11 protein-coding genes are annotated in these 12,803 nt (G+C 61.3%); 6 read left to right on the plus strand and 5 right to left on the minus strand.

The window, feature by feature from the left end; genetic code table 11:
- Nucleotides 1-13 precede the first annotated feature (13 nt).
- From nuoN to I3253_RS00790, 5 genes are all read left to right on the plus strand, one after another.
- Entirely contained in the window at nt 14-1,453 is a 1,440-nt protein-coding gene (gene nuoN / locus I3253_RS00770) for an NADH-quinone oxidoreductase subunit NuoN (protein WP_197915713.1), read from the plus strand.
- Between the two features lie 99 nt (nt 1,454-1,552).
- Nucleotides 1,553-2,311 carry a biotin--[acetyl-CoA-carboxylase] ligase gene (locus I3253_RS00775; protein ID WP_197915714.1) on the plus strand — a complete coding sequence of 253 codons (759 nt, stop codon included), beginning with the start codon at nt 1,553-1,555 and terminating at the stop codon, nt 2,309-2,311.
- Nucleotides 2,312-2,334: 23 nt separating this feature from the next.
- Nucleotides 2,335-3,111 (plus strand): type III pantothenate kinase, encoded by a 777-nt coding sequence (locus tag I3253_RS00780; protein WP_197915715.1) that lies wholly within the window; start codon nt 2,335-2,337, stop codon nt 3,109-3,111.
- Nucleotides 3,108-4,775 carry a ribonuclease J gene (locus I3253_RS00785; protein ID WP_197915716.1) on the plus strand — a complete coding sequence of 556 codons (1,668 nt, stop codon included), beginning with the start codon at nt 3,108-3,110 and terminating at the stop codon, nt 4,773-4,775. Before I3253_RS00780 ends, I3253_RS00785 begins: the two co-directional genes overlap by 4 nt.
- Before the next feature lie 95 nt (nt 4,776-4,870).
- Complete coding sequence (locus I3253_RS00790; protein WP_197915717.1) at nt 4,871-5,719, plus strand: HalD/BesD family halogenase; 849 nt, start codon at nt 4,871-4,873, stop codon at nt 5,717-5,719.
- Nucleotides 5,720-5,723: 4 nt separating this feature from the next.
- On the opposite strand, the gene I3253_RS00795 is transcribed toward I3253_RS00790, so the two are convergent.
- The 5 genes from I3253_RS00795 to I3253_RS00815 all read right to left on the minus strand — a co-directional run bounded on the left by I3253_RS00795 (nt 5,724) and on the right by I3253_RS00815 (nt 11,753).
- The gene (locus I3253_RS00795) at nt 5,724-7,154 is read right to left on the minus strand and encodes a DEAD/DEAH box helicase (RefSeq protein ID WP_197915718.1); all 1,431 of its coding nucleotides are present in this window, start codon (nt 7,152-7,154) and stop codon (nt 5,724-5,726) included.
- A gap of 175 nt (nt 7,155-7,329) precedes the next feature.
- Nucleotides 7,330-8,286 carry a glycosyltransferase family 2 protein gene (locus tag I3253_RS00800; protein WP_197915719.1) on the minus strand — a complete coding sequence of 319 codons (957 nt, stop codon included), beginning with the start codon at nt 8,284-8,286 and terminating at the stop codon, nt 7,330-7,332.
- Nucleotides 8,283-9,038 (minus strand): hypothetical protein, encoded by a 756-nt coding sequence (locus I3253_RS00805; RefSeq protein WP_197915720.1) that lies wholly within the window; start codon nt 9,036-9,038, stop codon nt 8,283-8,285. Before I3253_RS00805 ends, I3253_RS00800 begins: the two co-directional genes overlap by 4 nt.
- A 47-nt stretch (nt 9,039-9,085) precedes the next feature.
- Nucleotides 9,086-10,693, minus strand: coding sequence for a peptide chain release factor 3 (locus I3253_RS00810; protein WP_197915721.1), 1,608 nt, complete (start codon nt 10,691-10,693; stop codon nt 9,086-9,088).
- A 49-nt stretch (nt 10,694-10,742) separates the two neighbouring features.
- Nucleotides 10,743-11,753 carry a Hint domain-containing protein gene (locus I3253_RS00815; protein WP_197915722.1) on the minus strand — a complete coding sequence of 337 codons (1,011 nt, stop codon included), beginning with the start codon at nt 11,751-11,753 and terminating at the stop codon, nt 10,743-10,745.
- 140 nt (nt 11,754-11,893) lie between these two features.
- Here I3253_RS00815 and I3253_RS00820 point away from each other — a divergent pair, with 140 nt between their 5' ends.
- Nucleotides 11,894-12,673, plus strand: coding sequence for an SDR family oxidoreductase (locus I3253_RS00820; RefSeq protein ID WP_197915723.1), 780 nt, complete (start codon nt 11,894-11,896; stop codon nt 12,671-12,673).
- Nucleotides 12,674-12,803 lie beyond the last annotated feature (130 nt).

Consider the following 12,803-nt stretch of genomic DNA (forward strand, 5'->3'; position numbering starts at 1 on the left):
GAGAGCTTGAGACATGATCCAGGCTGATCTGAATATCATCCTGCCCGAGATCCTGCTGTCGGTCTACGCGATGGTCGCGCTGATCGGGGCGGTTTACGGCGGCAAAGACAAGCTGGCGCCGATGCTGACCTGGCTGACGGCCATTGTTTTCGTCCTTTTGGGCGCGTGGATCGGCATGACGGGGGCGGGCGAAAACCTGGCCTTTGACGGCATGTTCCAGGATGACGGGTTCTCGCGCTTTGCCAAGGTCACGATCCTGTTCTCGGCGGCTGCCGTCCTGATCATGGGGCAGGACTACATGAGCCGCCGCGGCATGTTGCGGTTTGAATATCCGGTCCTGATCGCCCTGTCGGCGGTTGGCATGATGATGATGGTTTCCGCTGGCGACCTGATGGCGCTGTATATGGGGCTGGAGCTGCAATCCCTGGCACTTTATGTTGTGGCGTCGCTGCGCCGCGACAGCGTGAAATCGACCGAAGCGGGCATGAAGTACTTTGTACTGGGCGCGCTGAGTTCGGGTCTGCTGTTGTATGGTGCATCGCTGGTTTATGGCTTTGCCGGCACCACGAATTTTGCCGGGATTATCGAAGCGGCGGGCGAAGGCCATATTCCGCTGGGCCTGTTGTTCGGTCTGACCTTCGTGACTGCCGGGCTGGCCTTCAAGGTATCGGCCGTGCCGTTCCACATGTGGACGCCTGACGTGTACGAGGGCGCGCCCACGCCGATCACCGCCTTTTTCGCCACAGCGCCCAAGGTTGCGGCCATGGGTTTGCTGGCGCGGGTGCTGCATGACGCCTTTGGTGGCGCCGTTGGCGACTGGCAGCAGATCGTCGCGCTGTTGTCGGTGCTGAGCATGTTCCTGGGGGCTGTTGCGGCGATCGGTCAGCGCAATATCAAGCGCCTGATGGCCTATTCGTCGATCGCGCATATGGGATATGCGCTGATGGGGTTGGCGGCGGGCACGGCCTTTGGCGTGCAGGCGATGCTGATCTATATGGTGATCTACGTCACGATGAATGTGGGCACCTTTGCCTTTATCCTGTCGATGGAGCGTGACGGACAGCCGGTGACGGATATTACGTCGCTGAACATGTATGCCAGGCGCGAGCCGGGCCGCGCTTTGGCGATGCTGATCCTGTTGTTCTCGCTGGCCGGCGTTCCGCCGCTGGTGGGATTCTTCGGCAAGTTCTACGTGCTGCGTGCGGCTTATGAAGCCGGGTTGGCATGGCTGGCGGTGCTGGGTGTGGTCGCGTCGGTGGTTGGCGCATTTTATTATCTGCGCATCGTCTTTTACATGTATTTTGGCGAAGAGGGCGAGGCGCTGGATAAGGGCCGCTCTGTGGTGCAGTACGTGTTCCTGATGGCATCGGCCGCGGCGATGCTGCTGGGCGTGGTGAATCTGTTTGGCATTGAAACTGTCGCGCAGGCCGCGTCGCTGGCCCTGGTCAACTGAGCCGGTTTGCCGGAAGTTTCGGTTGTTTGAAGGTGACGCGCCCGGGGGGCGCGTCGCTTTTTTTGAATTGATGCCTCCGGCGGGAGTATTTTTGGCAAAATGAAGGCGAGGGACTGGCCAGAGGGCTATGGACGGCGGGTGTTGGCCGAGGTGGACAGTACCAATGCCGAAGCCATGCGGATTGCCGATGGTCTGTCCGGGCCGGAGTGGATTTTGGGATTGCGTCAGACCAGGGGTCGCGGGCGCCGGGGCAGGGCCTGGGCCGATCCGGCGGGCAATTTCTCTGCAACGCTGGTTCTGCGCCCTGGCGAGAGCCCGGACCAGGTGGCGCTGCGCAGCTTTGTTGCGGCACTGGCGCTTTATGATGCAATTGCCGAAGCGATCGGGCGCACGGATTGCATTGCGCTAAAGTGGCCGAATGACGTTTTGCTGAATGGCGGCAAGGTGGCGGGCATATTGCTGGAAAGCGCCGGGATGGCCGGGGGCAGGGTTCGCCATCTGGCGATTGGGATCGGGGTCAATTTGCGCAGCGCGCCGGCGGGGCGTGATGTTGAGACACGCGCCTTGCGCCCGGTGGCATTGCTTTCGGAGATGGGAATTGAGCAGACACCAGAGGCTTTTCTGGACCTATTGGCCTTGGCCTATGCGCGCCGGGAGGCCAGTTTCGTCACCTATGGGTTTGCCCCAATCCGCGCGGCCTGGCTGGAGCGGGCGGCGCGACTGGGCGAGGTGATCACGGCGCGTATGGCGCGGGACGAAATCGCGGGCGTCTTTGAAACGGTGGACTTGAACGGCAATCTGGTGTTGAACACCGCGAAGGGCCGTGTCGCCATTCCGGCGGCGGATGTCTTTTTCTGAGGCTGAGACAAGGAAACGCGCCTATGCTTCTGGCGATTGATTGCGGCAACACCAACACGGTGTTTTCGATCTGGGATGGTGAAAAATTCCTGTGCACCTTGCGCACGTCTACCCATCACGCGCGCACGGCTGACGCGTATTTCACCTGGTTTTCGACGTTGATCAAGCATTACGAGATCGATCTGGACATCTCTGAAGTGATCATCAGTTCGACCGTGCCGCGGGTGGTGTTCAACCTGCGTGTCTTTGCCGACCGGTTTTTCAATTGCCGTCCGCTGGTTGTTGGCAAACCGGAATGTCGCCTGCCTGTGGAGGCGCGGGTGGATGAGGGAACGATTGTGGGGCCGGACCGGCTTGTGAACACGGCCGGGGCGTTTGACCGTCATGGCGGGGATCTGATTGTGGTGGATTTTGGAACCGCGACCACGTTTGACGTTGTGGCCAGCGACGGGGCCTATATTGGCGGGGTGATCGCGCCGGGTGTGAACCTGAGCCTGGAGGCGCTGCACAATGCCGCCGCCGCGCTGCCGCATGTGGATATCGCCAAGCCCCTGGCGGTGATCGGCACCAATACCGTGGCCTGCATCCAATCCGGGGTGTTCTGGGGCTATGTCGGGCTGGTGCGTGAAATCTGTGACCGGATCAAGGCCGAGCGCGACAGGCCCATGCAAGTGATCGCGACAGGCGGGCTGGCGCCGTTGTTCCAGCAATCGGTCGATCTGTTCGACTGTTTCGAAGAAGACCTGACAATGCACGGCCTGACCGTGATTCACAAATACAACAAGGATACCGCCGCGTGAGCGATAATCGACTGATTTACCTGCCCCTGGGTGGGGCGGGCGAGATAGGTATGAATGCCTATGTTTATGGCTATGGCCCCGAAGGGAAGGAACGGCTGATCCTTGTTGATCTGGGCGTGGCGTTTTCCGACATGGATACCAGCCCCGGCGTGGACCTGATCTTTGCCGATATTACCTGGCTGGCCGAAAACAAGGACCGGCTGGAGGCTGTGTTCATCACCCATGCGCATGAGGATCATGTCGGCGCCATCGGGCATTACTGGGATCGTCTGGGCGTGCCGGTTTATGCGCGCGCCTTTACTGCGCATCTGGCGCGGTTCAAGATGGCCGACCGGGGCCAGCCCGAAGAGGCGGTGCGGACGGTGTCGGCCTGGCCCGAGACAACCAGCGCCGGGCCGTTTACCGTTGGGTTCCTTCCGATCAGCCATTCCATTCCCGAAAGCGCGGCATTGGTGATCGACAGTCCGGCAGGACGGGTGATCCATTCGGGCGATTTCAAGCTGGATGAAACCCCGGTGGTGGGCGAGGCATTTGACGCCGATCTGTGGGCCGATGTGGCGAAACCGGGCGTAAAGGCGCTGATCTGCGATTCGACCAACGTGTTTTCGGAACATGCCGGCCGTTCCGAGGCCAGCGTGGGCCCGGAAATCGAAACGCTGGTGGCGAACGCGCCGCAAATGGTGGTGGCCACGACTTTTGCCTCGAACGTGGCGCGGGTAAAAACCCTGGCCGAGGCCGGACAACGCGCCGGGCGCTCTGTCTGCCTGATGGGGCGGGCGATGCGGCGCATGATCGAAGCGTCGATCACCACCGGTGTGCTGGCGGATTTTCCCAAGGTGATCAGCCCCGAGGAGGCGGCGCAGATTCCGCGTGAAAGCCTGATGCTGATCGTGACCGGCAGCCAGGGCGAACGGCGCGCGGCCAGCGCCCAGCTGGCGCGTGGGAAATACAACGGCATCACCCTGAAAGAAGGTGATCTGTTCCTGTTTTCCTCCAAGACCATTCCGGGCAACGAGCGCGGTGTGATCCGCGTGGTCAACCAGTTTTCGGAAATGGGGGTTGACGTGGTGGATGACAGTTCGGGGCGCTACCACGTTTCGGGCCATGCCAACCGGCCTGATCTCAAGCGGCTGCATGACATTGTGGACCCGGAAATGGTGATCCCCAATCACGGTGAACACCGGCATTTGCGCGAACATGCCAAGCTGGCCGCCGAGGGTGGGCGCGGGTCTATCGTGGCGGTGAACGGCACCATGCTGGACCTCAGCGGGGCGGCGCCCTCTATTGCCGGCTATGTCGAAACCGGGCGGACCTATCTGGACGGATCGGTGCAGATCGGGGCGCTTGACGGTATCGTGCGGGATCGCATCCGGGTGGCGCTGAACGGGCATATTACCGTTTCGGTGATCCTGGACGAGGACGACGAACCGCTGGGCGAAGCCTGGGTGGAGCTGAAGGGCCTGCCGGAACTGGGCCGGTCGGACGCTCCGCTTGTGGATGTTCTGGAAGAAGACCTGAGTCAGTTTCTGGGGCGTGCGGGGGCTAAAACTCTGGCCGATGACGACAAGCTGGGGGGCGAGTTGCGGCGCATTGCGCGCAACGGGTGTCAGGCAGAGATCGGCAAGAAACCTGAAACCACGGTGATTATCAGCCGGTTGAGCTGAGCGGCGGCCTGTTACCGACGCGCAAACGGCGAAAACGGAACAGATTGGGGCAGGGTGGGGCGGTTTCCTTTGGATATGTTCCCGGGGAGATCAACATGCCCTATTCTGCCGCCGATCTGATCGATTATGACCGCTACCCGATCCATCGGGAAGGCGCTGCGCGGTCTGCGCTGTTAGAGGATGTGCGTGCGTCCCTGGCGCAGGATGGATGCGCGGTTCTCAAGGGGTTTTTGACGCCGCTCGGTGTGCGCGCCATTGCGGCAGAGGCCGATGGCGTTGCAGGGCGGGGGCATCGCAGCTTTAACCGCACCAACCCCTATTTTACCACCGACGATCCCTCGCTTCCGGCGGATCATCCGCGGCGGCGCTTCTTTGAGCGTTCGAACTGCTTCATTGCAGCGGACAATTTTGCCAAACACGGGCCGCTGCGTATTGTGCATGACAGTTCCGGCTTTGACCGGTTCATTCAGGCGTGCTTGCAAGAACCTGACGGCAGGTTCTTTCGCTATGCCGATCCGCTGGCCGATGTGATCGTGAACATGGCGACCGAAGGAAATGGGTTTCCATGGCATTTTGACACCAATAATTTCACCGTCACACTCGCAATTCAAAACGCGCAAGAGGGCGGTGCGTTTGAATATGCCCCCAATATCCGATCGGACAGTGAGAATTTCGAAGAAGTGTCGCGCGTGCTTGAAGACCGCTCGGACCGGGTGACGGTGTTACATCTGGAGCCGGGCGACCTGCAATTGTTCAAGGGGCGCTATTCGCTGCACCGGGTTGCGCCATTACGGGGGGCAACACCACGCTATGTTGCGATCTTTTCCTATGTCGAACAGCCCGACATGGTGGGGTCGCCCGAACGCACACGGCAGCTTTATGGCCGTGTTCTGCCCGTTCATCTGGAACGGGCAGGTTTGAGGGGGGACAGGCTGATCGACTAGGGGGTCAGCTGGCGTCGCGCTCGTCGAAGCTGAGCGCGATGAACGAGGGCATGTGATCGCCCATGCCGACAATTTTCTTGTCGTTGTCGCGCCCGCCACGGCTGCGCGTGCGGGTGCTGCCGGAGCGGCTGCTGTCAGGCTTTTCGGTCCGTTGCTTGGGCGCGATCTCGGCAATTTGCGCTTCTTTCGCCTCGGGCTTGTCGCCGGCCTTGCGCGACGAACTGCGTGTGCTTTCCCGCTTTTCCGGCTTCTCGGATGTCACGGCCTTGTCTGGCTTGCCTGTCGGCCTGGCCGGGTTTTCGACCCGGGTGATATCCTTCTGGATCAGCTTTTCCACGGCGTCGAAGTTTTTTTCGTCGCGGGGGGTGCAGATGGTGAACGCCTTGCCCTCACGTCCGGCGCGCCCGGTGCGGCCAATGCGGTGCACGTAATCCTCGGCGTGGCCGGGAACGTCAAAGTTGAACACATGGCTGACGGCGGGCACGTCCAACCCACGCGCGGCCACGTCAGACGCCACGAGAATCCGCAACTCTCCATTGCGGAACGAATCCAGCGTGCGTGTGCGCTGGCTCTGGTCCAGATCCCCATGGATTGGCGCCGCGTCATAGCCGTATTTCTTGAGCGATTTCGCGGTGATATCCACATCCGTCTTGCGGTTGCAGAAGATAATCGCGTTGGTGCATTTGTCGCCTTCGCTGTCGATCAGCGCGCGCAGAACCTTGCGTTTCTCGCTGCCTTCTCGGTCGCGGCGGCTGGCCTTGAACATGACCACGGCCTGTTCGATGGTTTCCGACGCCGTGGCCTGGCGCGCAACCTCGATCCGCGCCGGGGCGGACAGGAACGTATTGGTGATCCGTTCGATTTCCGGCGCCATGGTCGCCGAGAAAAACAGTGTCTGCCGGGTGAACGGTGTGAGCGAGAAGATTCGTTCGATGTCGGGAATGAAGCCCATGTCCAGCATCCGGTCGGCTTCGTCCACGACCATGACCTGAACACCGGTGAGCAACAGCTTGCCGCGTTCGAAATGGTCAAGCAACCGGCCTGGCGTGGCAATAAGCACGTCCACGCCCTTGTCGATCAGCGAATCCTGTTCCTTGAAGCTGACGCCGCCAATCAGCAACGCCTTGGTCAGTTTCAGGTGCTTGGAATAGGTATCAAAGTTTTCGGCCACCTGAGCGGCCAGTTCCCGCGTGGGGCACAAAACAAGGCTGCGCGGCATTCTCGCCCGGGCGCGGCCCCGTGCCAGCAGGGACAGCATCGGCAGCGTAAAGCTGGCCGTTTTGCCCGTGCCCGTCTGGGCAATGCCCAACACGTCCTTGCCTTCAAGGGCGGGCGGAATCGCGCCGGCCTGAATTGGGGTGGGAGTTTCGTAGCCCGCTTCGCTGACCGCTTTCAGCACCTTCGGGTTGAGGTTCAAGTCGGAAAATTTTGTCATGTGTATCCGTGGTTTACGGACACTGGTTGGCCCGTAGCATCTGGTGTTGGGTCAGGCCCGGATGGCCTCGCATGGCAGCGTGTCAATGTCCCACGCGGGCCTTGTATCGCAAGGTCTGCGAATGGTCAACAAAGCCTGTGGTTCGACAGGGCGCTTTTGCTGATTCAGCATCAATCTAGCCAAAATCAGGAAATTGTTTCCCTCTTTTGCTGTCGAGGTCCAGGTGAAAGACGCGCAGCAGGCCGTTATCCTTCAGCTTGTCCAGCAATTCCGGACGGGCCTGGCAGACTTCGGCGTAAAAGTCGCGCAGGGCGGTCTCGCCGCCTTCGGCCAGCAGAAAGGTGAACAACTCGTGCAGCGACAGCCCGCCAAGCTCGGGTTTGCGGGTGGGTTTCAACTCGCTGCGGTAGCTGCCCCTGGTCATCCGATAATCAAGGATCTTCTGCCAGGCATCCCATCCGGAAATATGGCGGTGACACAGTTCGATCCCGTCCATCACCATCCGGGGGCCGATTTCCTGCTTGGCAATCATGCCCCGGTGAATGCGGAAATCGACCGGGCCAAGGCCCGTACGGATAAAGATCTTGCCGACAAAATGGCTGACAAACCCGCCCCGCAGGTAGCCGCCGAAATTGGGGTACAGGTCTTTTTCCAGGCCGATCCGGCTGTCGCCACCGGGCATCCAGGCCTTGCAATAGGTGGCGGCTGGGTCAAGCCCGTCGATACCGTCGCTTGCCAGCGCTTCGGCGGGGCGCACGCGGGCGCATTGGATGTCGTCGGGCAGACCGGAGAGCAGCGTGGACACGGGGCGCGAGGGGCACAGGAATTCGTCCACGTCGATATGGGCCAGCCACTCCAACCCGGTCGCGTTCCGGTAGGCGTGGCTGGCATTGGCGGTCTGGCGGGGTTGGTGACGTTCCGGCTTCTTGCGCCCGAGCGCCGCCCAATAATCGCCATCGGTGCGCGTGACCGTGACCCTGGGGTGGGCCTCCAGCGCCTGCTGGGCGCGCGGGTTCTGATTGTCGAGATAGATGAAGAGGTGTTCGGCACCCAGGTCCAGGTGATACGCCACGAAATCCAGGATTTCGCGGGCCGGAGCCTTGATCGTGGCGACAATCCCCCAGCGGCTCATTCGCGCGCCACCTGACGTTCGCGCCGGATGCGCATGGTTTTCAGGCGCCGGAAAATGCCGCCCGGCTCGCGGTTGAGTTCTTCCAGAAGGTGGCAGGCCAGCGGGCCGATCACTGGATCGCCCCGCGCCTGATCCCAGACCGGTGCGACAAGATTGATGTCCAACCCACCGGATTTCAGGGAAAAACTTTCCATGTCCAGCGGAAGACGTGCCTTGACCCGGCGCCCGAAACCAAATGCCTGATCCGGGGACTTGCCGCTGAATGTGCGCTCGAACTCATAGAGTTTCATCATCCCGAACAACATGCGCAGGGCATGACCCACTTCGCGCTGTGTCGGGGTATTGCCATGATCGGCAAAGGTTTGCACCGAGGAGACAAGCCAGCGCAGGCTGAGCGCGCCGATCAGGTGATCGGCCTCTTCTGCCCAGAGGCGGCGGAACAGCGCCGGGGCGTGATCGGGATGGGCGCGCTTGCGCAGGTTGGAAATGAGCAGGCCATTCAGGCAGGCAAGTTCCGAGTTGCCGACAAATTCGCGCGCGATGTCGCGGCGTTTCCAGGCCCAGGACGTGCGCGGATCGTCGGGCTGTTTCTTGGCGGCGCTGGCGGGGACAAGGGCCGATTTGAGGGCGCCCAGATCACAGTCCAGCGGTGGAAGCGAGTCGGGGCCGAAATTGAACGGGTCGCGCCGCCCCTCATAGCGCTCCAGCAGGGCGGGCAACCCGCCGGGATAAGTGAGGTCTTCATCCGTCATGGCGGCAGAATTGCACGGCGGGTTTTCCCATGCAATTGCGGATCGGGTCAGACCATCATTTCCTTTGTCGCCGTCAGCTTGATGTCGGGATAATCGCGTTCGACCCGGTCGATATCCCATTGCAGGCGGGTCAGGTACACCACGTCGCCGTCATGGTCATAGCTGATATGCTGTTTGTTGGAATTGGCAAATTTGTCAATGGCTTCACGCGAACCGTTCACCCAGCGCGCCGAGGTGAACTGGCTTTGTTCGAACCGCACGGGCAGCCCGTATTCCAGTTCGATCCGGCTGGCCAGCACTTCGAATTGCAGCTGGCCGACAACTCCGACAATAAAGCCCGAACCGATCATCGGCTTGAACACTTTGGCGGCGCCTTCCTCGGCAAATTGCATCAGCGCCTTTTCCAGGTGCTTGGCCTTCATCGGGTCGCCCGCGCGGATGCCTTGCAGCAGTTCCGGCGCGAAAGACGGAATGCCCGTGACGCGCAGCGCCTCGCCTTCGGTCAGGGTGTCACCGATGCGCAGTTGGCCGTGGTTGGGGATGCCGATGATATCGCCGGCCCAGGCCTCTTCGGCCAGTTCGCGATCCGAGGCCAGGAACAGCACGGGATTGGAAATGGCCATCGGTTTCCTGGACCGTACATGGGTCAGCTTCATGCCGCGCCGGAAGTGGCCCGAGGCCATGCGCACAAAGGCGACGCGGTCGCGATGTTTGGGATCCATATTGGCCTGAACCTTGAAGACAAAGCCGGAAACCTTTGTTTCTTCGGGCGAAATCTTGCGCGGTTGCGCGGTTTGCACCTGCGGTTCGGGGCCGTAATTGCCGATGCCCTGCATCAGTTCGCGCACGCCAAAGGAGTTGATTGCCGAGCCGAACCAGATCGGGGTCATATGCCCTTCGAGCACAGATTGCGGGTTCAGCGCGGGCAACAATTCGCGCGCCATCTCGACCTCTTCCAGAAATTTCTCCAGCAGATGCGCCGGGATATGTTCGGCGAGTTTCGGATCATCCAGCCCCTTGATTTCAACCGAGTCCGCGACAACGTTGCGGTCGGCCCGGTCCATCAGTTCCAGCCGGTCGTTCAGCAGGTCATAGCACCCCATGAACTCGCGCCCCATGCCGATGGGCCAGCTTGCCGGAGTCACGTCGATGGCCAGGTTTTCCTGAATCTCGTCGATGATGTCGAACGTATCGCGGCTTTCCCGGTCCATCTTGTTGCAGAAAGTCAGAATAGGAAGGTCGCGTAAGCGGCAGACTTCAAAGAGTTTTTGCGTCTGGCTTTCCACACCTTTGGCGCCGTCGATCACCATCACCGCCGCATCCACCGCCGTCAGGGTGCGATAGGTGTCTTCGGAAAAGTCCGAGTGGCCCGGCGTGTCTACGAGATTGAACCGGTAGGGGCCGAAATCGAACGACATTGCCGAAGCCGAAACCGAAATGCCCCGGTCCTGTTCCATCTTCATGAAATCCGAACGGGTGCGGCGCGCTTCGCCCTTGGCGCGCACTTGTCCGGCCATCTGGATGGCGCCGCCGTACAGAAGGAATTTCTCGGTCAGGGTGGTCTTGCCCGCATCCGGGTGCGAGATGATCGCAAAGGTGCGGCGGCGCGCGATTTCGGCGGGCAATTCGGGGCGGTTCGAGGCGGTGTCCAACATGAGCGCGCGTATAGGTGGGCGCGCGACAATTCGCAAGGAAAAGCGCGCGTTACTTGGAGGAGGCGCGTTTCAGAAGTTCGGCGGCGTCGGGGCGGTCAAGCAGGCTTTTGTGCACTTCGTATTCCAGATGCCGCCGGCTTTGATTGCCGGGCAGCTTGCTTTGCATGTCGCCCGGTAGCATGGCTTGCGTTCGGGTGTCGATCTGCGACGTTTCGGCAGAGATTCCCTCGGCAAAGATGATCTGGTGACTGTCGAACATCAGCTGAAAATAGTCGACGAATCCGCCCTCCTGAACACGCACGCTATTGCCGTTTACAATGTGGCGGGCCTTGACCATCAGTTCGGACCGGCCCGCGCCGATATGATCGTGACGCTGGTAGATGAACAGCCGGTGATCGGGACTGACGCGCAAATCATCGGTGTTGTTCAGCGTACCGGCGGTGATCAGGATCGGGGCAAATTCCCCAACGGCGCGCTGGACGGTATGGCCGATCCAGCGGATTTCCTGCGGGCCGTCATCGCGGGTCAGGATGCGGTCGCCCACCTGCAATGTCTCGATCGGTTTCTGTTCGCCCGTGGCGGTGGTGATGCGCGTGCCACGGGTAAAGCTGACACAGGCCAGTTGCGCCAGCCGGGCAACCGCGTTTTCCGTGTCGATCCCGACAAGAACATAGTCTGTCTTGAGGCCAAGTGGCGCCAGCGGGGCACCGTAGATTTCGGAAATGTTGCCGTCGTCGTCGACCTCGACCAGAACCAGCACTTCTATGGTGCCCCCCGAGGGCGGCATGAACGTGGCCACGCAATCCAGGAAGATGCGGGCGTTCTGTGCGCCCAACGTGCTGTCATGCGCGATGTGAAATTGCCCCTCCCCGTCAACGCCCAGAGACAGGCTTTGCGGCTCGGCCCCCGTCGCCAGGGCATAGGTATCGTCGGGCACCATTTCCTGTGCATATGACAGGCCGTCGCCCAGATTGGCCCCGTTGGTGACGCGCAGCATGTCAGCCCGGAAGACGGGCAGGCGCTGGGACGGCTGGGCGGTTTCGGGGCGTTGGGGTGACATGGTGGCAGGGTCTCTTGAAGTAGGTGTTTGATCAAGGGATAAACGAAAAATGTGGCAGTATCGCGCCAGAGCGCGGGCAAGACGCTGGCATCCCGGGCAAATCGGGTATTTGTTCGGGGCAACGCAACGGGGAGAATCGCATGGATTTGGGAATCAAGGGTAAACGAGCGCTGGTATGTGCGTCGTCCAAGGGGCTGGGGCTGGGCTGTGCCCGCGCATTGGCCGCCGAGGGTGTCGACCTGATCATGAACGCGCGCGGCGCTGATGCGCTGGAGGCGGCGGCAGGGGCGATCCGCACGGAATTCGGGGTGGATGTTGTCACCGTGGCCTGTGACGTAAGCACGCCCGAGGGGCAAACGACGCTGATCGAGGCGGCGCAAGGTGTTGATATCCTTGTAAACAATGCCGGTGGTCCGCCGCCGGGCATGTGGACGGATTGGGATCGCGAAGATTTCATCAAGGCGCTGGACGCCAACATGCTGGCGCCGATCGCGCTGATGAAGGCGCTGGTGCCGGGCATGATGGAGCGCGGCTGGGGCCGGGTCGTCAACATTACTTCACAATCGGTTAAGGCACCGATCGCCGTGCTGGGCCTGTCGAATTCGGCGCGCGCCGGGCTTACGGGATACGTTGCCGGAACCTCGCGGCAGGTGGCACCTTACGGAGTGAATATTAACAATCTGCTGCCCGGCAGTCACGACACCGACCGGATCGCGGCGCTGGATTCGGGAAATGCAGCCAAGGACGGGAAATCGGTGGAAGAGGCGCGTGCAGCGCGCCAGTCGTCGATCCCGGCGGGCCGGGACGGCGACCCGCGCGATTTCGGGGCCACCTGCGCCTTCATGTGCTCGCAATATGCCAGCTTTATGGTGGGGCAGAACATCCTGCTGGATGGGGGCAACATCAACGCCACGCTGTAACGGGTGGCACAAGGGGGTTGCCTGAAAGCCCCGCTGTTTCAGCGAAGATTGCCTGGATGTCCCGGTGGCGGAACATGCCGCCGGGGCCGATGAGGCGGCGCCCGCGCCTGCGGCTGCGATGCGTTCGCAG

The sequence above is a fragment of the Thiosulfatihalobacter marinus genome (assembly GCF_016019955.1).
In the GTDB taxonomy this organism is placed as follows: domain Bacteria; phylum Pseudomonadota; class Alphaproteobacteria; order Rhodobacterales; family Rhodobacteraceae; genus Shimia; species Shimia marinus_A.

Coding starts and splice junctions, on each gene's coding strand:
- nuoN (WP_197915713.1), top strand. CDS start 14: ATGATCCAGGCTGATCTGAATATCATCCTGCCCGAGATCCTGCTGTCG.
- I3253_RS00775 (WP_197915714.1), top strand. CDS start 1,553: ATGAAGGCGAGGGACTGGCCAGAGGGCTATGGACGGCGGGTGTTGGCC.
- I3253_RS00780 (WP_197915715.1), top strand. CDS start 2,335: ATGCTTCTGGCGATTGATTGCGGCAACACCAACACGGTGTTTTCGATC.
- I3253_RS00790 (WP_197915717.1), top strand. CDS start 4,871: ATGCCCTATTCTGCCGCCGATCTGATCGATTATGACCGCTACCCGATC.
- I3253_RS00795 (WP_197915718.1), bottom strand. CDS start 7,154: ATGACAAAATTTTCCGACTTGAACCTCAACCCGAAGGTGCTGAAAGCG.
- I3253_RS00800 (WP_197915719.1), bottom strand. CDS start 8,286: ATGAGCCGCTGGGGGATTGTCGCCACGATCAAGGCTCCGGCCCGCGAA.
- I3253_RS00805 (WP_197915720.1), bottom strand. CDS start 9,038: ATGACGGATGAAGACCTCACTTATCCCGGCGGGTTGCCCGCCCTGCTG.
- I3253_RS00810 (WP_197915721.1), bottom strand. CDS start 10,693: ATGTTGGACACCGCCTCGAACCGCCCCGAATTGCCCGCCGAAATCGCG.
- I3253_RS00815 (WP_197915722.1), bottom strand. CDS start 11,753: ATGTCACCCCAACGCCCCGAAACCGCCCAGCCGTCCCAGCGCCTGCCC.
- I3253_RS00820 (WP_197915723.1), top strand. CDS start 11,894: ATGGATTTGGGAATCAAGGGTAAACGAGCGCTGGTATGTGCGTCGTCC.